Origin of the sequence: Dickeya sp. Secpp 1600 (assembly GCF_003049805.1) — a bacterium.
Lineage (GTDB): Bacteria > Pseudomonadota > Gammaproteobacteria > Enterobacterales > Enterobacteriaceae > Dickeya > Dickeya fangzhongdai.
In genome coordinates this window covers 5,079,457-5,101,933 of sequence record NZ_CP023484.1, presented here as the reverse complement: position 1 = coordinate 5,101,933, position 22,477 = coordinate 5,079,457, and the positions used below count along the sequence as shown (strand labels likewise).

The window sequence follows — 22,477 nt, the reverse complement described above, 5'->3', positions numbered from 1 at the left end:
CCCGTTCCAGATACCCGTTACAGCATACAGGACTCACCATCCGCCGGGATCAACACCTGAGGCGCCACGCCGTTTTGCTGCAGAAAATCACGCAGGGCCGCACGGCTTAGCGCCGAATGATTAACCGCTTCCATGTGGCTGGCGATGAGAGTCGCATTAGGCGCGTGTTGCGCCACAGCCAGCACATCCTGCTGGTTCATGATGATCGACCCCAACCCGACGATTTGCGCATCGCCGCAATTGAGAACAATGACCTCCGGCGCATAACGACGCAGGTTTTCAGCCACATCCGCATTCCAGACCGTATCGCCTGCCAGATACAGCGTTTTTTCCTGCGGGTGACGGAACACCACGCCGCACACGTCACCCAGCCTGTCGTGCAACGCGTCCATAATCGCGTCGCTGCCATGCTGGCCCGGCGTTTTGCTCAGCGTGATATCGCCAAATGCGCTCTGTTCGGTCAACAGGCGAACATCGCCGAACCCGGCGGCCCGGATCATTTCCCGGTCTTGCGCGTGCTGGACAAATATCGGTAATGATTTGGGCAGGTGGATTTTAGCCGCATCATCCCAGTGATCGAGATGGGTGTGGGTGACAATCACCGCATCCACACCGGCAAACAGGTTCTCCAGCGTGACCGGCAGGTCCACCAACGGGTTACGCAAGTGGCTGTTCAGCGTGCCTTCGAAACCGGGATAGGCGCCTTTTTCGGCCAGCATCGGGTCGATGAGAAAAATTTTACCGGCAAAGCTGATTTTCAGCGTGGCGTTTCTGATCTGGGTAATATTCATGATGATGTTCCCTGGTCTTAAGCATATTGCGGATGGCCGTCATTGTGCTCGGAAAACCATACGCCCGGCAGCGGCCCGAAGGTCATTTATCGATACATTCGGGCCAAATTGCGCCTTCAACGAACCGCAGTTCGCCGGCGACCAGCCAATATCGCCATCAATAAATATTAATAAACGGAATTACTTTATATTTATCTATTAAATTTATAATAAGAAAAACTTGTTATCCTAAAATGAACGATCACGCTATATTCATTATTGGAAACCCGCCATCGGTTTATTTTATTCATCTCCTTTAAGGACAAAGGAACTAATATGAATGAGTTATTAACCAACCCGCTAGAATTGAATGGATTCGCTTTTATCGAATTTGTTACCGACGCTCCGGAAACACTCTCGGCGTTATTTATTTCTTTAGGATTTACACGTGTCGCGCACCATCGCCACCGCGATATTTCACTCTTTCGACAGAACGACATCAATTTTCTTCTTAATAATACCGCTACCGGTTTTCCGCAAACTTTTCTGCAGGAACACGGCGCAGGCGCCTGCGGTATCGGGTTTTACGTCAGGGATGCCGCTCAGGCTTATGAGCAGGCAATCCTGTCCGGCGCCAGACCGGCAGACTTGCCCGCCAGTCCGGGGGAAATCATGGTGCCGGCGATCGAAGGTATTGGCGGTTCGAAAATCTACTTCATCGAGAAATATCACACGGACATAGATATTTTCGATATCGATTTTACGTTTATTCACGGCGTGGAAAGAAAGCCGAAAGGATTCGGGCTGCATACCCTTGATCACCTAACCAATAATGTCTATCAGGGCAGAATGAATTACTGGTCTGAATTCTATAGCCGAATATTTAATTTTCAGCAAATTCGTTATTTTGACATTGCCGGCGAATATACCGGATTGCACTCCAAAGCCATGATGGCGCCGGACGGTAAAATCCGTATTCCGCTGAACGAAGAGGCGGAAGGCAGCAACGGACAGATTCAGGAATTCCTGCGCCGCTTTAATGGCGAAGGGATCCAGCATATTGCGATGCAAACCGACGATATTCTGACCACGCTCGATCGGTTGCGTCAGGCGGGTTTACCGCTGATGACCGCACCGTCCGATACCTACTACCAGATGGTGGAAGAGCGCCTGCCCGGCCACGGCCGTGATATCGCCGCCCTGCAAACGCGCGGCATTCTGATCGACGGCAATACCCGTAACGGGCAGAAAAAACTGCTGCTGCAAATTTTCTCGGAAACCCTGATCGGTCCGCTGTTTTTTGAATTTATCGAACGAGATGGCGACGACGGTTTTGGCGAAGGCAACTTCAAGGCGCTGTTTGAATCCATGGAGCGCGATCAGCTGGCGCGCGGGGAAATCAAGGCCACAGGGGCTGCATAGCGCTTATCGGCACGGCCTTGTGTGGGATAACAAGGCCGTTTCATCGATTGAATACAGGCGACATTACCGAGGCTGACACCTAGTCATGAGTTAACTTCAGGTGATTACCCATTTTTTTGCTCATAGGTTTTGCGCGCCTCGCAAATGGTACGGTGATGCGCATCCGCCCACAGCACCAGCGTCTTCATCGGCTGCAGAAAAGAGCGCCCAAGCTCGGTGAGCTGGTATTCCACCCGCGGCGGCACCTCGGCATAAAGCGTACGCCGGACAAATCCGTCCTGCTCCAGTAATTTCAATGTTTTGGAGAGCATTTGCTTGGAAATATCGCCAATACGACGCATCAGTTCATTAAAACGCAACGTGCCATCACTCAGGGTTTCCAGCACCAACAGGCTCCACTGATCGCCAATGCGATCCAGCACATCGCGTATCGGACAAGCCTGTTCAAAAACAAAAACATCTTTTTCAGCAACGGTTTTCGGCATCGCACACTCCACAATGGTCAGCTTGCAGTGACCAGATAACAAACGGGTGACTTCTTGCGCGGCGATCGGGCTTTGCGCATAATCCTTCCAATGGTCTACATATTAGACCTTTCCCTTAATGAAGACTATAAGGAATGGAACATGGCTCATATTGCACTTATCGGCGCGTCCGGCAACGCGGGTTCACAGATTCTAAAAGAGCTGTCTGAACGCGGTCATCAGATAACCGCGATTGCCCGTCATCCGGAAAAAATCGCCGCGCTGCCCGGCGTCACCGCCAGACAAGGGGATGTGTTTGATGCGTCAGGACTGACGGCGCTGCTGGCAGGCCACGATGCGGTCATCAGCTCCGTTCATTTTACCAGCAGCGATCCGCAGATTCTGATCGACGCCGTGCGCGCCGCGGGTGTGAAACGCTATCTGGTGGTCGGCGGGGCGGGCAGCCTGTTAGTCGCGCCGGGCCAGCGTCTGGTGGATCAGCCGGGCTTCCCGGAGGCTTACAAGGCAGAAGCCACCAAGGGCGCCGATTTTCTCGACCTGCTGAAAACCGTCACCGATCTGGACTGGACCTTCCTGTCGCCGTCCATGATGTTCGTTCCCGGTGAACGTACCGGCACATTCCGCCTCGGCCAAGACGATCTGCTGACCAATGAGCAAGGCAGCAGTATCTCGTTTGCGGATTACGCCATTGCGCTGGTGGATGAAGTAGAAAAACCGCAGCACATTCGCCAGCGTTTCACCGTTGGCTACTGAGTCACACCCGATGTGACGGGGATTGGTTTCCTGTGTCCAGGTTCTATCCCTTTTCCCTCTGCAGGCTGCGGGTTTTCCGCAGCCTGTCTTTTATCGCAACGTGTTCTTTTACCGCCACCTGTTTTTCTACCGCCACAAATAACCCGGTCTATTCCTGCGCCGCCTGTCGCAGGCTATCGCCTTCCAGTCGGTAACGGATCCACTCGTTTTGAGGCGCGGCGCCCAGGCTGTCGTAGAAATCGATAGCAGGCTGGTTCCAGTCCAGCACGCTCCACTCCAGCCTTCCGCAACCGCGTTCAACCGCCAGACGAGCGATGTATTTCAGCAGCGCCTTACCGGCGCCCTGACCGCGATAATGCGGCGATACGTACAGATCTTCCAGATAAATGCCGTCGCGTCCCAGCCAGGTGGAGTAGCTGGTGAAGAACACCGCAAACCCGATCGGCTCGCCGTTCCATTCGCAAATCAGCGCTTCGGTGGATGCGCCTTCGCCGAAAAGCGTTTGCTCGATTTCCTGCTGGTTGGTCTTCACCTCGTGCAACGCTTTCTCGTACTCAGCCAGTTCACGAATAAAATTCAGGATGGTGGCGGAATCCTGCCGCGTCGCCCAACGGATATGTAAGGTCATAAGAAGATCTCTGTGATTGATTCGTCAGGCTGCCAGCTTAATCGCCAGGTTATAATGCATGAAGTGCAATATTATCAATTCATGGTGAATATTATGCATCCTCAGTTACGGCGCCTCGACCTCAATCTGTTGCTGGTTTTTGACGCCATCTTCCGGCATCAGTCGGTCACCCGCGCCGCCGCTGAGCTCGCCATGAGCAACTCGGCGTTAAGCCATGCACTGAGCCGGCTACGCAAGACGCTGAATGACGAACTGTTTTACCGTTCCGGTCAGGAAATGCGGCCGACGGTCTTCGCGCAAAAGCTGGCCGCCACCATTGGCGACGGGCTGCGTTTGCTGGAACAGGGATTCAGCCTGCGCCCCGGTTTTGACCCTGCCAGCAGCCATGAATCCTTTACTTTTTCGGTCACCGACTTTACGGCGTTTTGCGTTTTTCCAGCATTAACCGCCGCGCTCCAGTCGCTGGCGCCCCACCTGCAATTTCAATTGATTCACAGCGATCAGAAAGTCGCCTTTGAGGAACTGCTGGCCGGCCGCGTCGATTTCGCCCTCGGTTTTACCGAATTCGCTGACCACATGCATGAAGACATTCATGACATTGACTGGATGGAGGATGATTACGTGGCGATCACGGCAACCCGGTTTAGAGACAATCTGACGCCGCTATCGCTGGAAGAGTACCTGAACGCCCGTCATCTGGTGATTACGCCCTGGAATGAAATGCGCGGCGCCATCGACTACGAACTGGATAAACTGGGCAAACAGCGCACCATCGCGCTGCGGATGCCGTCGTTGCTGGCTGCGCCTGCTATTATCGGGCAAAGCAATCTGCTGATGACGCTGCCGCGCTTTGCCGCCGGCCACCTTGCCGCGCTCACCGACTGCGCGCTCCATGAACTACCGTTCCCGGTGCCGCCTTACCGCGTCAAAATCTATTACCACCAGCGCCATCAGCGGCGAGCGGCCGATCGCTGGCTGGCGGCGCAGATTCAGCAGTTGGCGCCGCTTTCCCGGCCAGCCGCGTCGGCGTAATTTGCAGGTAACGTGCGCGCCACAAGAAGGGCGACGCGAATATCAGGACTCTTCGTCCAGATGCGAAGCCTGTCGGCTGCACACCAGCCATACGCCGGCAATAATCAGCGCGATCGCCAGCAGTTTGCCGGTGCTGAAGGTATCGGGAAAAATCGGCAGCGCCACCGCCAACCCCCACACCAGCACGTAACTGAGGCTCAGTAGTGGGTAAGCCCGGCTTAACGGCAAAAAACGCAGGGCGTTAAACCAGCTCAGCATTGAGAAAGCATACGCCGCCAGCCCCACCAGTACCGCGGCGGCGGCGACCGGCAACACCAGCATGGCGAACATAAACGGCAGCGGTTCCGTCAGCGAGGGCAGTTGGGACATCCCCCATTTCATCGACAATTGTGCTGCGCTGACCAGCAACACACTCAGCAGCGCCCATCCATAGCCTTTCACGCGATCCCTCCCATCAAGATTACACCGACAACAATCAGCACAATACCCACCGACTGACGCAGACTAATGGCCTCCCGCCACAGCCAGCGCGCCGCCAGCGCCACCAGAATAAAATTCAGGCTCAGCATCGGATACGCCACGCTCACCGCCACCCGCTGCAACACCGCCAGCCATAGCACCATCGCCAGCCCCAGCAACAACAGGCTTATTCCCATCCACAACAGAATATGGGCGCGATGTGAACGGCCGCCGCTCTGCCAGCTGGCGGCCTGTTTCTGACTAAGCTGACCGGCGCAGGTCAACAAACTGACCAGCAGAATCAGCAGATAATTGGTCATTGCTGACGATACCACAATAAGGCGACTCGCCCTCGCCGGTCAGTGTAATCCGCCGGCGGTACGCCGGTGATCGGATCAGTCGCCGAAGAGAATATCAGCACCAGCGAGACATTGCCTTCACGGCGATGCGCCGCCAGCCAGTCGGCAAACTCGCTGGCAGGTACTATGCGATTGACGCTGTCCGGGTACGACAAGCCGTACTCCAGCTCACCCTGATTATCGTACATCAGAATATCGCCGCGTTTTTGTTCCCAGGCAACCGCAGAAGCTACGCCAACGCTGTTCGCCAGAATGTAACGGCTCTGCGACAGGTGGGATTCAACCTCGGTCGTGCGCAGGAACCACTGCGGATGCTTGCTCTCCATCACCCGTTGCGGAATCGCCATGCCAATCAACAGGGCGATGCCCAGCGGACAGACCGCCGCCCAGTGCCAGCGAGCCGCCGAATGACGCAACGTCCACCATCCGACCAGTCCCCAGAACAGGAACGCCACGACGCCCAGCGCCACTTTGACGGTTTCCTGCGGCTGATAGAGCGGACGATGCGACAGCCCCCACGGCGCCAGCACCAACACCACGATCAGCGCGCACAGCAGGCCAAACGCCAGGTTGATCCAGCCGTTGACGGTTAGCAGACGCGGACTCAGCAAGGTAGTGGCGCGTCTGGCCATCAGGATCGCCAACGGCGCGAAACAGGGCAGAATGTAAGTCGGCAACTTGCCTTTGGCGATGCTGAAAAACAGGAACGGCATCACCACCCAGCCCAGCAGGTAGAACGCGCCGTTCTCCTGACGTCGCTCACGCCAGCTCTGTAGCAGTGACGACGGCAGCAGCGCCAGCCACGGCAGCACCCCGGCGATCAGCACCGGCAGGTAGTACCAGAACGGCGCTTTGTGCTGAGCATTCGCGGAATCGGCGAAGCGTTGAATATGTTCGACCCAGAAGAAATAGTGCCAGAAATCCGGCTCCTGACGCGCCACCGCCAGCGCCCACGGCAGCGACACCGCCACCGCGCTGACAATCGCCAGCAGGCCGTACAGCAGCACCTCTTTCCAGCGCCGCTCCAGCGTGACCCACGGCAGCACCGCAATCACCGGCACCGCCAGCGCCAGAAAGCCCTTGGTCATGAAGCCCATGCCGCACACCACGCCCAGCAGCAAATAACCACCGATTTTACTGCTGCGGGTGGTGGCCTGCGCCGCTCCCCAGAAGCTGCACATCGCCGCCGCCAGCCACAGGGTGACGATAGGATCGAGCACCGCATAGGTGCCGATACCGTACACCAGCAGGCAACTCAGATAGATGGCCGCCGCCAGCAGCGAAGTACGCCGTTGTTGCCACAACCGCTGCGTCAGCCAGTAAATCAGCGCCGCCGTCAGCAAAATGGAGAACACCGAGCCGGCGCGCACGCCGGCGTTGTTGTCGCCCAGCAGCCACTGGCCGATGTTATTCACCCAGTAACCGGCGATCGGCTTTTCAAAATAGCGAATCCCCAGAAAATGCGGGGTAATCCAGTTGCCGCCCGCCAGCATTTCCCGGCTGATTTCCGCGTAGCGGGTTTCGTCCGGTTGCCATAACAGGCGACCATTGAGGGGAATAAAATAGTAGAGTAGCAACAACACCAGCCACAGCGTTGTCTGACGTGCGTATTTCATCAGGCCGCCTCCACGGTCTGCTGACATCCCAACCAGCCATCGCGTCCGGCGAGGGAACCCCGCACCACGCGCCCGACCGGCAATGTATCCGGATCGTCCGGCAGCAATTCGCTCAGCGGACAAAAGCGAATGCCTTCCTGCTCCGCCAGCGCCAGTAGTTCGCCGAACTGATCGCTCATCACAATGCCTTCCACTTCGGCATGAATGGTATAGACCGGCGTACCCTGATCCTGACGGATTTTATCCAAAATATAGCGATTGAAATCGGCGGCGCTGGTTTCCCGGCCGACCGCTTCATCCCAGGTGGGCAGCGTGACCGGGATCTGTACTGTACCGGTGCTGCCGTCGTTGAGCAGCGGGCGGAACGGCGCGGTGCCGCGGCAGTCGCTGTTATAGCGAAAGCCAAACTGCTGTTTGGCTTCCACCGCGGTTTGATCCGCGCGCCAGCCCGCTACCGCCGAACACGCTACCGGCTCGCCGGTAATCGACTGCAACGCCTCGTAGGCCAGCCGGATCTGCTGTTCCATTTTGGCCTGATCCCACACCCCGGCCCAGGTTTGCCAGGCGAAGTGATCCCAGGCGTGCAGCCCGACTTCGTGCTGCCGGGACGCCGCGCGGATCGGCTCCGGCAAGCCGCGGCCGATCACCCGGCCCGGCCAGGCGGTGCCCGCCAGCAGGATGTCCCAGCCATACAGCGATGCTGCGCGCGAGCGCAGCATCTTCCACAAAAACACCGGTCGAATCAGGCGCCACAAATGGCGCCCCATGTTGTCGGGCCCGACGCTGAAGAAAAAGCTGGCCCGGACGCCATAGACGTCCAGCAACTCCAGCAGGCGGGGCACCCCCACCCGCGTGCCGCGCCAGGTATCAACGTCGATCCGTAACCCTACTTTTCTCATTCGCTGTCCTGACTGAATCGGCCGGTTTCAACGGTCTGGAGGAAGAAGTCCAGCGTTTCCGCCACGGTTTTTTCCATCTCGATGGTCGGCTGCCAGTGCAACAGGCGTTTGGCGTTGCGGATGCTGGGCTTGCGGTGCTCCACATCCTGATAGCCTTTGCCGTAGTAGCTGCTGCTTTCCACTTCGCGGAAACCGGCGAACGGCGGGAACTGATTACGCAGCGGATGCTTCTCAAAGCTCTCCAGCAGCTGTTCCGCCAGTTGACGAATGCTGGCTTCGTTGTCCGGGTTGCCGATGTTGATGATCTGGCCGTCGCACACGCCGTCTTTATTCTCGATGATGCGGAACAGCGCTTCGATACCGTCTTTGATGTCGGTAAAGCAACGTTTCTGACGACCGCCGTCAACCAGCTTGATCGGCGAGCCTTCCACCAGGTTCAGAATCAGCTGGGTGATGGCGCGGGAGCTGCCGATACGCGCGGCGTTCAGGTTATCCAGACGCGGCCCCATCCAGTTGAACGGACGGAACAGGGTGAAACGCAGCCCTTCTTTTTCGCCGTAAGCCCAGATCACGCGGTCCAGCAGCTGTTTGGATACCGAGTAAATCCAGCGCTGTTTGTTTATCGGCCCAACGATCAGGTTGGAGTTGTCTTCGTCGAACACCGGGTCGGTACACATGCCGTACACCTCGGAGGTGGACGGGAAAATGATGCGTTTTTTGTACTTCACGCAGTCGCGGATGGTTTTCAGGTTTTCTTCGAAATCCAGCTCGAATACGCGCAGCGGGTTACGGGTGTACTCGATCGGGGTGGCGATCGCCACCAGCGGCAGCACCACGTCGCATTTCTTGATGTGGTACTCGATCCACTCGGAATGAATACTGATGTCCCCTTCCACGAAGTGGAAACGCGGGTTGCCGAGGAAACGTTCGATAGCATCGGAACTGATGTCCAGACCGAACACTTCGTAGTTGTCTTCCTGCAGCAGGCGCTCAGTCAGGTGGTTACCGATAAAACCGTTCACCCCGAGGATCAGCACGCGGGTGCGGCGTTTGACGTTCACCACCGGCGAGTTGTTGAGGATGGCGCCGGTCACCAAGCCAAGGCTTTGAGCCAGTTGCGCACCCTGCAGATAAATACCGTTGTCGCCCTGACCGGTGACGATTTCCAGCGCGTCGCTGCCGCAGGCAACCACCAGCGGCGAGGTGCTCAGCACGGTGCCCGGTCTGGCGGCGGCGAAATCAGTACGCACCTTCGCCTGCCAGATAATGAACTTCGTCGTGCCGACGAAGCTGAACGCGCCCGGCCACGGCTCGGTCACCGCACGCACCAGGTTATACAGGGTACGCGCCGGCTTCTGCCATTCGATACGCCCGTCTTCCGGGGTACGACGACCCACGTAAGTGGCCTGGCTCTCATCCTGCGGAATATCATTCGCTTTACCGGCAGCGATGGCGGGCAGGTTGTCTTTCAGCAACAGCTCGGCGATATCACGCAGCTTGCGGTGCAGACTCAGCGCGGTATCGCTCTCGTCGATCGCCACACGCTGCTGCGCCACGATGTTGCCGGCATCGGCGCGCGCCACCATGCGGTGCAGGGTCACGCCGGTTTCGGTTTCGCCGTTGACCAGCGCCCAGTTCAGCGGCGCCCGGCCGCGATAGCGCGGCAGCAGCGAACCATGCAGGTTGTAGGCGCCGTGCGCCGCGCTCTGCAGAATGGCGTCGCTCAGCAGGTGACGGTAGTAGAAGGAGAAAATGACGTCCGGCGACATAGCGGCGATGCGTTCCACCCACAGCGGGTGGTTAACGTCTTCCGGCGCGAATACCGGGATGCCCAGCTCCGCCGCGGTGCGGGCTACCGATCCAAAGAACTGATTTTCCGCCGGGTTATCCGCGTGGGTAAACACCGCTTCCACGGTATAGCCCGCTGCCACCAACGCGCGGAGTCCCACGCAACCGAAATCATGATAGGCAAAAACAACAGCTTTCATTCTTCATTGTCCTGTTCAGAAAATCGTGGATCATTGCCAACAATACGTTGAATAAAATAACGGGGACGGGCGCGGACATCGTTGTAGATTCGTCCGATATATTCCCCCAATAGCCCCATACCGACGAACTGGGCGCCGATAAAAGAGAACAACACGGCGAACAGCGTAAACACCCCGTCCGCCGCCCAGGCCGCGCCGAAAAACAGACGCAGCAGGATCAGCAACAGCGCCAGCGTGAAACCGGAGAGCGCAATCACGCTGCCCACCACGCTCAGCAAACGCAGCGGCGTAGTGGTCAGGCAGGTCACCAGGTCGTACATCAGGTTAATAAGCTTCATGAAGCTGTATTTGGAATCGCCAAATTCGCGCTCGGAGTGGCGCACCATAATTTCGGTGGTGCGGCGGGCAAACGTATTGGCGAGGATCGGGATAAAAGTGCTGCGCTCGTGGCAGTGCAGCATGGCGTCGATGATATGGCGGCGATAGGCGCGCAGCATACAGCCGTAATCGTTCATAGCCTTGCCGGTGGTGCGCTGAATCAGGTGGTTGATCATGCGCGAAGCGGTTTTACGAAACACACTGTCCTGACGATTTTCGCGGATGGTGCCCACCACGTCATACCCTTGATCCGCCGTGTCCACCAGCCGGGGAATTTCTTCCGGCGGGTTTTGCAGGTCGGCATCCAGCGTGATGATCAGATCGCCGGACACATGGCTGAACCCGGCCATGATCGCCGAATGCTGCCCGTAGTTGCGGTTAAGAATCACCGCTACCACATGGCTGCCCGGCGCCTGCGCCGCCTCGGTCAGCAACGCGGCCGAGTTGTCGCTGCTGCCGTCGTCCACCAGCAGAATTTCATAATCACGGTTCATTTGATCACAGGCGGCGGTGGTACGACGAATCAGCTCCGGCAGGCTCTCCTGCTCGTTGAAAACCGGAATCACCACCGAGACTTTATTGATTGCTTCCATGTCCGACATCAGCGTTTCCCCGCCAGCTCAGTTAACGCATCCACCACTCTGTCCACATCCTCGTCGCGCATATCCGGGAACAACGGCAGAGAGCAGATTCGGGCCGAGTTCCAGTCGGTATTCGGCAGGTGCAGGTTGGTGAAACGTTCACGATAGTATTTCTGGGTATGGGCGGCGCGGAAATGCAGACCGGTGCCGATGTTGCGTTCTTTTAACGCCTGCATCAGACCGTCGCGATCGATGCCGCAACGCGCTTCATCCACCCGGATGATAAACAGGTGCCAGGCGTGCTGGTGCGGCCATGACGGCAGCGTCAGCGGCTGGAACGGCAAAGCGGCCAGTTTTTGCAGATAACGCTGCGCCAGCGCTTCGCGGCGCGCATTGTTGGCGGCCAGTTTTTCCAGTTGCACCAGCGCAATGGCGGCGCTAATGTCCGGCAGGTTGTACTTGAAGCCCGGCGAAACCACTTCCGCCTGCGGCGCGCGCCCCTGCACCATGCGGTCGAACGCGTCTACCGCCAGACCGTGGAATTTCAGACTGCGAATGCGGTTGGCCAGCTCGTCGTCGTCCGTCACCACCAGACCGCCTTCAGCGCAGGTCATGTTTTTGATGGCGTGGAAGGAGAAAATCGCCGTGCCCTCGCCGCCGACGTGGCGACCGCGGTAGTAGGTGCCAGCGGCGTGAGCGGCATCCTCAATCACTGGAATGCCGTGACGGCGGCCGATGTCACGAATAGCGTCGATATCTGCCGGCGCGCCGGCGTAGTGAACCGGAATAATGGCTTTGGTACGGGGAGTAATGGCCGCTTCAATCGCTTCCGGCGTCACCATCAGATTATCGCGGTCCACATCCACCATCACGGGCTCGGCGCCCAGCAGCACAATCATATTCAGGGTGGAAACCCAGGTGAGCGACGGCGTGATCACTTCATCGCCTGCGCCAATTCCCAGCGCCATCAGGGTGACGTGCATACCACCGGTCGCAGAGCTGACCGCAATGGCGTGCTTCGCGCCCGTCAGCACGGCAAACTGTTGCTCCAGTTCATGATTTTTGGGGCCAGTGGTAATCCATCCGGAACGAAGAACCTGCCCGACCGCGGCAAGTTCTTCCTCACCTAACGCGGGGCGTGAGAAAGGTAGAAAATCAGCCATGTAAAAATTCACTCTCAGGTTAAATCGATGATTATTGGTGTGGCGAGATAAATCTTCATACCCGTCATCCTTCAAGTCGCAGGTGCGTTGGCTTCATTACGCAGCCCATCATGGGCCTCGCCCAGCGGAGCCGCGGTAAACCGCGCTCAACTCTGCTCCCGGCAGCGTTGCCACTCGCACCAGTCACTTACTCATGTAAGCTCCTGAAGATTCATCCGGTTGCCGCCTCGCTGCAACTCGAATTATTTTGGGTATATACACTCTGGTAACATCGCCGTCCCGCCATCGGAATCGGATCTGGGGATAAGTACGTCAGGGAAAACCGCTCCTTAGTCCTTGCGAAGGATAAGTAGAAAAGCAATTAATGACAGTAATATGACCATCAATAATGTTGTTCATCCGACCATTGGCAGACGAGCATAACGAAGATTTCTTAGCTGAATATTAAGACGCTTCTTTTTAGCTGATGTTCAATCCGCGAGAAGAGTAGCAAGCTATGTTTAAACCCATCATCAATAAAATGGTGTTCAACTGCAAACATTCATCCATCCTCAACCGTATATAAACACACGAAAAATAAGATATTTTTCGTGACGAGAATCACACTGACATCAAAACAACAAAAGAATTACGATTTCTTGCAATGTTATTAAAAATTATCAATGCGGAAATAAATCTTATTCATAAAAACTACTTATCTTGCTATGAAATAGTGCGCGGATATAACAGCGCTTTTTCGTCCACCGCTGGCTCGCCGTCCATCCCACTTTTCTCTCATATTCTTTAATTATCATCAACAAAGCATAGTAAGGTTTTCTGATATGGCAACAGGGTTGCCGGCCATTTAGGGGTACAATTAAGAGAGGAAACGTTATGCATAAAAAGTAAAAAAACCGCCCATGCTGCCATGGACGGTTTTCTCAGTTATCAGTTCGGGAAAATAATATAATTACTTAGCTTCTTTCCCGTACATCGGTGAACGCGGGCCATATAGCAGGGAAGAAGGACCACCGGCCGTCAACAGACGTACACTGGTGATACCCGCAATATCATGGCCTTTATCGGTAATGGTATTGGCAATCTGTGCAACGGCAGCCTGAACCAGCAGACCGACAATGCCGTTGTTAGAATTCGACTGCTGTTCACTGGTGGAGGCGGTCGCACTGCCTTTCCATAGCTCCTTACCATTGCGCAAATCCACCAAGCGCGCACTAGCTGTAACACGGGTTTCACTATTTATGACCATGTATTTTGAGCCATAGTCAGTAATATCAAGATACAGAGCCGCATCTGCTCCGAAAATCTGGTGCAGCTTCGCTACGCTAACTGCATGAATATCCTGAGCAGTTGTCAGACCATTCTGTTTAAAGGTTTCGTCAGTCACGGCAACAGGCAACACGTAGTACCCTGATTCTGCTAACGGGTACGTCACCTGGCTAAGAAAGCTGGTCCCAGCTTTCACATCCGGAGAGTGGTTCAGCGGCGGCAATACCAGAATAGTTCTCGGTTTGCTTTGCTTGAAAGCAGTATAATCATAAGGTTGCGGCTTGGCACAGCCAGTAAGAACCAGCACACCCATCAGACTGATTAATGCTAAAAAACGGTTCATTGCTTATTTTCCTTTGTTCTTGCTCAACAGAAAGTCCATGAAAGGGGCGGATTCGGGGAATAATGATTTTTCCGTCTCGAACTGCTGACGGGCATCCACACCGCGGCCTGTTTTGGCATACAGCAGACCTAATTGAGCATGCAATCCTGGGGGCACCGGTTTGTTTTGTGATTTAGCAACTTCTACTGACTTCTGCAAAGAAGCAATCTGCTCTTCAGGGCTGTTTTTATCCTGCTGATAATATTGATAAAGTGTAGTCTGATAATTATCCCAGCTATAGATGGTCTTAGGTGCTGAAGCACACCCTGCCAGTAAAGTTGCGGCCAACAACAGTGCTGTCTTTTTATTGAATAACATTATTATTTTCCCATTCCTTTAATTCGATGGACGCCATGCGCCGCTTTCAATGCCTGCAACCAGGTTGTTAACCGCTTCACGAATCGCCAAATCCAGTACTTTGCCATTCAGCGTCGAATCATAACTGGCGGTGCCACCGAACCCGACAATCTCACGATTTGATAGCGCATATTCACCGGCACCCTGAACGGAATACACCACCTCGGATGTCTGAACATTCACGATATTCAGTGTGGTCTTGGCATAGGCGATCTGTGATTTGCCTCTACCCAGAATGCCCCACAGTTGCTGATCGCCGACTTCCTTGCGACCAAACTCAGTTACATCCCCTGTCACAACGTAATTGGCGCCTTTTAATGTCTGCGCCTGGCCTTTAATACCAGCTTCCGTTTTCAGCTCGTCCATGTTGGTGCGATCCAACACATTAAAGCGGCCGGTTTGTTGTAAATGGCTGACAAGAATGGTTTTAGCCTGATTCCCCAGACGGTCTACGCCATCGGAGAAAATGCCGTTCATATAGTTGGAGCGGTTTTCAAATTTCCCAACCGAAATAGGGCTGCGGACGCCTTGATAAGGCGTGCTGTAGGACACAACTTTAGGAGTTTCCACGGTACGTGAAGATTCTGTGGCACATCCGCCCAGCAGGGTGGCGGTAATGACCATAGAACAAAAAACGACCTTTTTATTCATAGACCAATCCCTTATTCAATTTATTGTTATACCGGTCAGCGTTTCCCATGAATGAGGTAGATGCCTGATAACGCCAGCATCCAGCCAACGGCGGGAACCATTATGCTTAACGTTAAGATAAGTAACCACATATTTCACATCCAAAACTAAATTAAATATCCTGAAAAAACATAAAGATTCTCACGATCCTTTTTCGATTAATAAAATTTTCACCATGTATTGCTATATCTGGCTGCATTTTTATCTTTTTTGATAACTGCATGAAAAATTTTGGTTATTTTTACCCCACATTATCTGTTCTATATCAAGATTCATGCCGACCCGAGTCGCTAGGATAAACCCCAATAACTGAGGGGATCGTTATTTTTTCTCCTGACGAGACAGGTACCAGGCCCCTTCCAGAATCACTTTCTAAGTGACCCGCTCAGGCTGGTTTCGTCACCTTTCGCCTGCCCGGCCGGCAGCTCCGGCGTAACGCAGCCTGTAATCGCAACAGACATCCCGCATTGATTAAGTGAGCACACACTTACTTAATTTGATGAAGGCATGCCTGAAAATGACCGGCGGGTCATACGCACACCCATGCTGTACATGTCGGGAGAGGATATGAATCAGTTTGTTATCGCAAATGCGAAGGATTGTATCGGCTGTAATGCCTGCGAGATTGCCTGCGTGATTTCCCATAATCACGGGCGTTATCCGGAAAACAGGGACGATTTTCACCCCCGGATCAGGGTGTTTCATCAGGGAGAACAACATACCGCGGTGACCTGCCGCCATTGTGAAGATTCTCCTTGCGCGAAAGTGTGCCCCACGCAGGCGCTGATCAGAAAGCAGGATGGCATTCAACTGGTTGCCGAAAAGTGCATCGGTTGTAAAACCTGCGTGCTGGCGTGCCCGTTCGGCGCCATTACTGTCGAAAGCCAGCCACAGGGTGCTACCGCCCATAAATGCGACCTTTGCATTGGGCGTCCGCAAGGACAGGCCTGTGTGGAAGCCTGCCCCACTCAGGCGCTTCACCTGGTAAGTGAACGCTCACTAGAAGAACAGCGCCGCACGAAGCAACTGCGGATGGCGCAAACCGCCATTCCCGGCACGCCGCGCGCGGTTCCTACCTTTACCGAGATAGCGTGTAGCCCGCTGGACAAGCGTAAAAACTGGCCGCGCCGGGATGCGGTAAAAAAACCGCTGGAAGAACGGGTAAGCACGTTTAACGAGATTTATCACGGCTTCAACGCCGAACAAACCCTCGATCAGGCCAGCCGTTGCCTGCACTGCGGCCAGCACGCCGTCTGCGAATGGACCTGCCCGCTGCACAATAATATTCCCGAGCTGCTGCAACTGGTGCAGAAAGGGCGCATTCTCGACGCCGTCGAACTGTCGCACCGCACCAGCAGCCTGCCGGAAATTTGCGGCCGGGTCTGCCCACAGGATCGGTTATGCGAAGGCGCCTGCACGCTGGGTAGAGGTTACGGCGCCGTAACCGTGGGCAACATTGAGCGCTATATCACCGATACCGCGATGAGCATGGGCTGGCAGCCCGACCTGAGCCGGGTCAAACCCACCGGCAAGCGGTCGGCCATCATCGGCGCCGGACCGGCCGGGCTGGCCTGCGCCGATGTGCTGGCGCGGCACGGCGTACAGGCGGTGGTGTTTGACAGGCATCCTGAAATCGGCGGGCTGCTGACATTCGGCATTCCGGCCTTCAAGCTGGACAAGTCAGTGCTGACCCGGCGTCGGGAAATATTCAGCGCCATGGGGATCGAGTTTCGGCTTAATACCGAAGTGGGAACCGATATCAGCATGACGCAGTTGCTGGCGGAGTTTGACACCGTATTCCTCGGCGTCGGCACCTACCGTTCAATGAAAGCCGGGCTGGAAAATGAAGACGCTCCCGGCGTGTACGACGCGCTGCCGTTCCTGATCGCCAATACCAAGCGGGTAATGGGATTACCTGAACTGCCCGACGAACCTTACGTGTCGATGCAGGGTAAGCGGGTGCTGGTGCTGGGCGGCGGCGATACCGCCATGGACTGCCTGCGTACCTCGATTCGTCAGGGCGCCGCGTCGGTCACCTGCGCCTATCGTCGTGATGAAGCCAACATGCCGGGCTCGCGTAAGGAAGTGAAAAACTCCCGTGAAGAAGGCGTGGAATTTCTGTTCAACGTTCAGCCGCTCAAGATCTGTCTGAATGATGACGGGGAAGTGTGCGGGATCAGCCTGATACGTACCGAAATGGGTGAACCGGACGCCAGCGGCCGCCGCCGGCCGAAACCGGTGCCCGGCTCCGAGTTCGTTCAGCCGGCGGACGCAGTGATCACCGCGTTCGGTTTCCAGACGCACAGCATGCCGTGGCTGCAGGACGCCCATATCGAGCAGGATCGCTGGGGCCACATTACGACCACGCAATCCGGTAACCGACACCCCTGCCAGACCAACCATCCTCAGGTATTCGCCGGTGGGGATGTGGTGCGCGGCGCCGATCTGGTGGTCACCGCCATCGCCGATGGCCGCAAGGCCGCACAAGGCATGCTGCGGGTGATGGGGCTGGAGAGTCAGAACATGTCGCTACCGGTCGACACGGTAGTTCAGCAGGAGAATCGGCCATGAATCAGTTTGTGATTGCGGACGCCGCCAAATGCATTGGTTGCCGCACCTGTGAAATCGCCTGTGCCGTCGCCCACGCGGGCGGGAACCAACAAAAATTGCATAAATCGCATTTTTTTCCGCGCCTTAAAGTAATTAAAAATGCTAACGTGAGCACGCCCGTGCTGTGCCATCAGTGTGAAAACGCACCGTGCGCCAGCGTCTGCCCGCACGATGCGCTGGTGCAGCATCAAGACAGCATTCAGGTCATCTCGTCGCGGTGTATTGGCTGCAAAAGTTGCGTCATCGCCTGCCCGTTCGGCGCCATCAATGTGGTGTCGCGATCAGCCGATGACGAGACGCCTGCCCCATCGCTATCAGGCAGTGAAGTCCATAAATGCGATCTTTGCATCGGCGTCGCCGACAGCCCGTCCTGTGTGCGCGTGTGCCCAACGTCGGCGCTGACGCTGGTAACGACGCAGGCGCTGGCCGAACGGGTTCTTGAAAAACAGCAACGTTCCGCCTGGCATCACGCGGATATCCATTTGCGCTGATGCCTTTTTGCCCGTGATGCCAGGATGCGTTCACGGGCAAGCGGCGCAGGCCGTGTCGCCGCGCCCTATTGACATGATGTGATGTAAGCCCGATTTTGGTTTCAAATAAAATAAAATCAGTTTTAATAAAATGTGCTTTTTGACGTATTCTGCTCGGACATAGATAATTATCGCCGATTTATCCGCCAGTTTCTCTTTGGCACAGATATTTGTCTGACCATTTGCGTCGGAAATGAACTTCACAGAGCAGTCATTCTACTAAAAATTATCAGGTTTTTTTCGTTGGCATCATGGAGTGAATATGACCTGTCATTTCGTCAGGTGGGCAAGCACGGAAGCGTTACCCGATCTGCAGCGGTTATCGGATGACCTGATTTCATCCACGCACAGCTTTTCAGTGAAGCGCCGCGAGCGCTATCTGAAAAGCCGCGCGCTGCTGGCAGAGATGATGTTTTATTTCTTCGGTTATCCGGTTCTTCCGCCACTAATGGTTTCGCCGAATGGCAGACCTTGTTTTGTTGATCCGCATCTGCCTGATTTCAGCCTCGGCTACGCAGGAAACACCATCGCAATCCTGCTCAGCGAGGAAGGGAAAGTGGGCATGGACGTGGAAATTGTCCGCGTCTGGAGTCGTGAAACGCCGTCGCATCTGCAAACGCAGACCCACGCGGAAAAAGCCTGGATCGACGCCCAGCTTGATCCGCTGGAAGCCGCCACCCAGTTATGCACTATTCGTCAGTCGGTACTGAAAATTCCCGGTTTCAATACCGGCGGTCCGGAATCGCTGAAATTGCATCCGGCCTCAGGTCGCCTGCGGTCGCGGCATATTCCGGATGTGGAAGTGATCAGTGATATTGATGACTATCTGGCCTGGGCCTGCGCCCATACGCCTCGCCTCGACCGGTTGGTGATGTGGAACTACACCTCGGCCTACGGCATGCGGAAATCCGGCGAAATCGTCCAGCAGCAGCGTCAGTCGCGGCGCTATATCAAACTGAGCAGCCACGCGACGGAAAACGCCCCGCCGCAGTACGCGATGTAGCCGGCAGGAGAACGGAAAAGGACGCCAACAAGCGAGCCGGGGTAATCCCGGCTCGCCAGTGATTAATGGGCGTCGATAAACACGATTTTCAGCAGGAACAGCACCGCCACGGCGATGACGCACGGGCTGATGTCGCGCCAGCGGCCGGTCGCGGCTTTCATTACCGCATAGGAAATGAAGCCCAACGCGATGCCTTCGGTAATAGAGAAGGTGAACGGCATCATCACGGCGGTCACGAACGCCGGTACGGATTCGGTCAGGTCATCCCAGTTAACGCGCGCCAGGCTGGCGGTCATCAGCACGCCGACATAAATCAGCGCACCCGCCGCCGCATACGCCGGCACCATGCCCGCCAGCGGAGACAGAAACATCACCAGCAGGAACAGAATCCCCACGACCACCGCCGTCAAACCGGTACGACCGCCGATGGATACGCCGGAAGAGCTTTCGATATAGGCGGTCACGGACGACGTGCCGATGAACGAGCCAGCCACCGAGCTGATGCTGTCCACATACAGCGCCTGCTTCATCTGCGGGAATTTGCCGCGGGCATCCACCAGACCGGCCTTGTCGGTCACGCCAATCAGGGTGCCGGAGGAATCAAACAGGTTCACCAGCATGAAAGAGAAAATCACCCCGGACAGGCCCAGATTCAGCGACCCGGCCAGATCCACCTGACCGACCACATTGCTGACGCTCGGCGGCATGGAGAACACGCCGGAGAATTTCACATCGCCCAGCAGGGCGCCCAGCAGCGTGGTCACCGCGATGGAAATCAGCACCGCCGCATGGATGTTGCGGGACGCCAGCACCACGATAATGAAAAAGCCCAGCGCGCCCAGCAGCACGCTATGCGAGGTCAGCTTGCCGACCGACACCAGCGTTTCCGGATTCGGCACGATAATCCCGGCGTTTTTCAGCCCGATCATGGCAATAAACAGGCCGATGCCGCTGGCGATGCCCAACCGCAAACTGAGCGGAATATTGGCGATCATCCAGTAGCGAACCTGAAATATCGTCAACAGCAGGAAACCCACCGAGCCCCAGAAGATAGCGCCCATCGCGACCTGCCACGGCAGACCCATCGTGCCGACCACGACAAAGGCGAAAAAGGCGTTCAGGCCCATCGCCGGCGCCAGAGCCACCGGCAGGTTAGCCAGCAGACCCATGAAAATACTACCAAAGGCGGCGATCAGACAGGTGGTGACAAACACCGCTTTGGTGTCCATCCCGGCGGCACCCAGAATCTGCGGGTTGACGAAAACGATATACACCATCGTCAGGAAGGTGGTGAACCCGGCAATGGTCTCGGTACGAGCGGTGGTGCCGTGCTGCTTCAGTTTGAACACGCGATCCAGCAGCCCCTGCTCAGCAGCGGAACCAGACTGAGATTTATCCATGATAAATGACCCAAAGAGAAGAAAGGAAAGATAATCGCCCGGTATCCTATACCAAAATGCGGAGCAGTTAACGCGCCGGCGGGCTTTTTTTTCCCGACGATAACAATTTTCTATATCTCCAGCCTGTTCGCAGCGGTTTCGCCTCACTTCCCGACGGGAAAACGTTTGTCCGCTACAGAGATAAGCGTCAGCAAGTCCCGTATTTCCACAAACATCGCATTATCCTGTCAGTCAGGTAAAGTGGGGATTTTCGTCCTTCAACAAGGAATGCCCATGTCCCGGATTGAATGCGTATTTTTCGACTGCGACGGCACACTGGTGGACAGCGAAGTCATTTGCTGCCAGGCCTACATCAATATCTTTATTCCTTACGGCGTGCAGTTGCCGCTGGATGAAGTGATCAAAACCTTCAAAGGCATGAAGCTCTACGACATTATCGATCGCATCAGCGAGCGTTTCGGCCTGACGGTTTCAACCGAGCAGATGGAACGCCATTTCCGCCAGGAAGTCGCGCGACTGTTCGATCTCTCGCTGCAGCCGATTGCGGGAGTGCGGGACGTACTGGCGGCGCTGCAAACGCCCACCGCGGTGGTGTCCAACGGCCCGGTCAGCAAAATGCAGCATTCGCTGGGGCTGACCGGCCTGCTGCCGTTCTTTGGCGAGCATCTGTACAGCGGCTACGACATCGGCAAATGGAAACCGGACCCGGCGTTGCTGCATCACGCCGCGCAGCAGATGGGGGTGACGGTGGAAAACTGCATTCTGGTGGAAGATTCGGTCTCCGGCACGCAGGCCGGCATTGCCGCCGGCATACCGGTGTTCTACTACTGCGCCGACGAACATAACGCGCCGATCCATCACCCATTGGTGACGATGTTCCACGACATGGCGCAGTTACCGGCGCTGTGGCAGGCACGCGGCTGGACGCTGACCGCCGCCTGACGGCTCAGGCGGATTCGTGCAACAGCGATTCCGGCGTGCTTGCCGGTTTGCGTCCGCCGAATAGCCGGCGCCGGGCGGGTTTCGGCCCGGCGCGAAAACGCCTGCTGACGCCCTGCGCCAGCAGGTCCAGCAACAGGCAAAAGATAAAATAGACCAACGCGATAAACAGGAACACTTCGGTCGGGTAGACCATACTGCGGTTGTTGACCTGAGTCGCCAGAAAAGTCAGCTCGCCAACGCCGACAATGTAAGCCAGCGAGGTGTCTTTAATCAGGGAGATCCACTGGTTGATGAACGACGGCACCATCATGCGCAGCGCTTGCGGCAACACGATGTGCCACAGCGTCTGCCAACGTCCCAGCCCCAGCGACATCCCCGCCTGCCACTGGCCGCGCCCTATCGCTACGATGCCGGCTTTCACGCCGTGCGCCAGGTAGGCGGAAGCGATTAACGCCAGCGCACACACCACGGTGGTGATTTCGGGGATATCGACGCCAAACAGGATCGGCAGCAGGAAGTAGGTCCAGAAAATCAGCATGATTACCGGAATCGCGCGGAAAAAGCCCAGTACCATCGCCAGCAGCCCGCCAGCCCAGCCGCGACACATCGCCAGCGCCACCCCCAGCCCCGTGCCCAACACCGCCGATGCGATCCCGGCCATCAAACTGAGCGCCAGCGTCAGCGCCGCGCCGCCCAGCGGACCGTCCGGAAAGGTGCCCCACATCAGGTAGCTAAAATTGTCGCGGATGATCGCAAAATCCATC

23 protein-coding genes are annotated in these 22,477 nt (G+C 56.1%); 7 read left to right on the top strand and 16 right to left on the bottom strand.

Features of this window, described 5'->3' with window-relative positions; genetic code table 11:
• Window positions 1-17: 17 nt before the first annotated feature.
• The gene (locus CPA59_RS22745) at window positions 18-791 is read right to left on the bottom strand and encodes an MBL fold metallo-hydrolase (protein ID WP_107760743.1); all 774 of its coding nucleotides are present in this window, start codon (window positions 789-791) and stop codon (window positions 18-20) included.
• A gap of 315 nt (window positions 792-1,106) precedes the next feature.
• Here CPA59_RS22745 and hppD point away from each other — a divergent pair, with 315 nt between their 5' ends.
• Window positions 1,107-2,192 (top strand): 4-hydroxyphenylpyruvate dioxygenase, encoded by a 1,086-nt coding sequence (gene hppD, locus CPA59_RS22740; protein ID WP_107760742.1) that lies wholly within the window; start codon window positions 1,107-1,109, stop codon window positions 2,190-2,192.
• Between the two features lie 104 nt (window positions 2,193-2,296).
• Here hppD and CPA59_RS22735 read toward each other — a convergent pair whose 3' ends face one another.
• A complete protein-coding gene (locus CPA59_RS22735) occupies window positions 2,297-2,677 on the bottom strand; it encodes a helix-turn-helix domain-containing protein (protein ID WP_107760741.1) in 381 nt (126 codons plus the stop codon).
• 141 nt (window positions 2,678-2,818) lie between these two features.
• Between CPA59_RS22735 and CPA59_RS22730 the strand changes: the two genes are divergently transcribed.
• Window positions 2,819-3,430, top strand: a complete 612-nt coding sequence (locus tag CPA59_RS22730; RefSeq protein ID WP_038920708.1) for an NAD(P)-dependent oxidoreductase — start codon at window positions 2,819-2,821, stop codon at window positions 3,428-3,430.
• Between the two features lie 148 nt (window positions 3,431-3,578).
• Here CPA59_RS22730 and CPA59_RS22725 read toward each other — a convergent pair whose 3' ends face one another.
• A complete protein-coding gene (locus CPA59_RS22725; RefSeq protein WP_100850370.1) occupies window positions 3,579-4,058 on the bottom strand; it encodes a GNAT family N-acetyltransferase in 480 nt (159 codons plus the stop codon).
• 81 nt (window positions 4,059-4,139) lie between these two features.
• On the opposite strand from CPA59_RS22725, the gene CPA59_RS22720 reads away from it, so the two are divergent.
• On the top strand, window positions 4,140-5,090 hold the full coding sequence (locus CPA59_RS22720; protein ID WP_174213782.1) for a LysR family transcriptional regulator: 951 nt from the start codon (window positions 4,140-4,142) through the stop codon (window positions 5,088-5,090).
• Between the two features lie 42 nt (window positions 5,091-5,132).
• Here the strand turns inward: CPA59_RS22720 and arnF are convergent, their stop codons facing one another.
• The 10 genes from arnF to CPA59_RS22670 all read right to left on the bottom strand — a co-directional run bounded on the left by arnF (window position 5,133) and on the right by CPA59_RS22670 (window position 15,189).
• The gene (gene arnF, locus CPA59_RS22715; RefSeq protein ID WP_038663947.1) at window positions 5,133-5,531 is read right to left on the bottom strand and encodes a 4-amino-4-deoxy-L-arabinose-phosphoundecaprenol flippase subunit ArnF; all 399 of its coding nucleotides are present in this window, start codon (window positions 5,529-5,531) and stop codon (window positions 5,133-5,135) included.
• Window positions 5,528-5,869 carry a 4-amino-4-deoxy-L-arabinose-phosphoundecaprenol flippase subunit ArnE gene (gene arnE, locus CPA59_RS22710; RefSeq protein WP_038663951.1) on the bottom strand — a complete coding sequence of 114 codons (342 nt, stop codon included), beginning with the start codon at window positions 5,867-5,869 and terminating at the stop codon, window positions 5,528-5,530. Before arnE ends, arnF begins: the two co-directional genes overlap by 4 nt.
• On the bottom strand, window positions 5,866-7,524 hold the full coding sequence (gene arnT, locus CPA59_RS22705; RefSeq protein WP_107760739.1) for a lipid IV(A) 4-amino-4-deoxy-L-arabinosyltransferase: 1,659 nt from the start codon (window positions 7,522-7,524) through the stop codon (window positions 5,866-5,868). The genes arnE and arnT overlap by 4 nt, the downstream gene beginning before the upstream one ends.
• Window positions 7,524-8,423 (bottom strand): 4-deoxy-4-formamido-L-arabinose-phosphoundecaprenol deformylase, encoded by a 900-nt coding sequence (gene arnD, locus CPA59_RS22700; RefSeq protein ID WP_038920714.1) that lies wholly within the window; start codon window positions 8,421-8,423, stop codon window positions 7,524-7,526. Before arnD ends, arnT begins: the two co-directional genes overlap by 1 nt.
• Window positions 8,420-10,411 carry a bifunctional UDP-4-amino-4-deoxy-L-arabinose formyltransferase/UDP-glucuronic acid oxidase ArnA gene (gene arnA, locus CPA59_RS22695; protein ID WP_107760738.1) on the bottom strand — a complete coding sequence of 664 codons (1,992 nt, stop codon included), beginning with the start codon at window positions 10,409-10,411 and terminating at the stop codon, window positions 8,420-8,422. Before arnA ends, arnD begins: the two co-directional genes overlap by 4 nt.
• Window positions 10,408-11,391, bottom strand: a complete 984-nt coding sequence (gene arnC / locus CPA59_RS22690; RefSeq protein ID WP_033568171.1) for an undecaprenyl-phosphate 4-deoxy-4-formamido-L-arabinose transferase — start codon at window positions 11,389-11,391, stop codon at window positions 10,408-10,410. Before arnC ends, arnA begins: the two co-directional genes overlap by 4 nt.
• Complete coding sequence (gene arnB / locus CPA59_RS22685) at window positions 11,391-12,533, bottom strand: UDP-4-amino-4-deoxy-L-arabinose aminotransferase (RefSeq protein ID WP_038663965.1); 1,143 nt, start codon at window positions 12,531-12,533, stop codon at window positions 11,391-11,393. Before arnB ends, arnC begins: the two co-directional genes overlap by 1 nt.
• Window positions 12,534-13,482: 949 nt before the next feature.
• Window positions 13,483-14,142: a DUF799 domain-containing protein gene (locus tag CPA59_RS22680; protein WP_038920716.1), complete on the bottom strand. Its 660-nt coding sequence runs from the start codon at window positions 14,140-14,142 to the stop codon at window positions 13,483-13,485.
• A gap of 3 nt (window positions 14,143-14,145) precedes the next feature.
• Window positions 14,146-14,499 carry a DUF4810 domain-containing protein gene (locus CPA59_RS22675; protein WP_038920717.1) on the bottom strand — a complete coding sequence of 118 codons (354 nt, stop codon included), beginning with the start codon at window positions 14,497-14,499 and terminating at the stop codon, window positions 14,146-14,148.
• An 18-nt stretch (window positions 14,500-14,517) separates the two neighbouring features.
• Window positions 14,518-15,189 (bottom strand): CsgG/HfaB family protein, encoded by a 672-nt coding sequence (locus CPA59_RS22670; protein ID WP_038920719.1) that lies wholly within the window; start codon window positions 15,187-15,189, stop codon window positions 14,518-14,520.
• 606 nt (window positions 15,190-15,795) lie between these two features.
• Here CPA59_RS22670 and aegA point away from each other — a divergent pair.
• Together aegA and CPA59_RS22660 are read left to right on the top strand one after the other, a co-directional pair.
• Window positions 15,796-17,799, top strand: coding sequence for a formate-dependent uric acid utilization protein AegA (gene aegA, locus CPA59_RS22665; RefSeq protein ID WP_107760737.1), 2,004 nt, complete (start codon window positions 15,796-15,798; stop codon window positions 17,797-17,799).
• Window positions 17,796-18,329, top strand: coding sequence for a 4Fe-4S dicluster domain-containing protein (locus tag CPA59_RS22660; protein WP_038920722.1), 534 nt, complete (start codon window positions 17,796-17,798; stop codon window positions 18,327-18,329). Before aegA ends, CPA59_RS22660 begins: the two co-directional genes overlap by 4 nt.
• A gap of 30 nt (window positions 18,330-18,359) precedes the next feature.
• On the opposite strand, the gene CPA59_RS22960 is transcribed toward CPA59_RS22660, so the two are convergent.
• On the bottom strand, window positions 18,360-18,572 hold the full coding sequence (locus CPA59_RS22960; RefSeq protein ID WP_127350766.1) for a hypothetical protein: 213 nt from the start codon (window positions 18,570-18,572) through the stop codon (window positions 18,360-18,362).
• Between the two features lie 58 nt (window positions 18,573-18,630).
• Here CPA59_RS22960 and CPA59_RS22655 point away from each other — a divergent pair, with 58 nt between their 5' ends.
• The gene (locus tag CPA59_RS22655; RefSeq protein ID WP_038663974.1) at window positions 18,631-19,371 is read left to right on the top strand and encodes a 4'-phosphopantetheinyl transferase superfamily protein; all 741 of its coding nucleotides are present in this window, start codon (window positions 18,631-18,633) and stop codon (window positions 19,369-19,371) included.
• 62 nt (window positions 19,372-19,433) lie between these two features.
• Here the strand turns inward: CPA59_RS22655 and CPA59_RS22650 are convergent, their stop codons facing one another.
• Window positions 19,434-20,771, bottom strand: a complete 1,338-nt coding sequence (locus tag CPA59_RS22650; protein ID WP_042861745.1) for an NCS2 family permease — start codon at window positions 20,769-20,771, stop codon at window positions 19,434-19,436.
• 273 nt (window positions 20,772-21,044) lie between these two features.
• On the opposite strand from CPA59_RS22650, the gene yieH reads away from it, so the two are divergent.
• A complete protein-coding gene (gene yieH, locus CPA59_RS22645) occupies window positions 21,045-21,713 on the top strand; it encodes a 6-phosphogluconate phosphatase (protein ID WP_038663981.1) in 669 nt (222 codons plus the stop codon).
• 4 nt (window positions 21,714-21,717) lie between these two features.
• Here the strand turns inward: yieH and CPA59_RS22640 are convergent, their stop codons facing one another.
• Window positions 21,718-22,476 (bottom strand): amino acid ABC transporter permease, encoded by a 759-nt coding sequence (locus CPA59_RS22640; protein WP_038663985.1) that lies wholly within the window; start codon window positions 22,474-22,476, stop codon window positions 21,718-21,720.
• Window position 22,477: the final 1 nt, after the last annotated feature.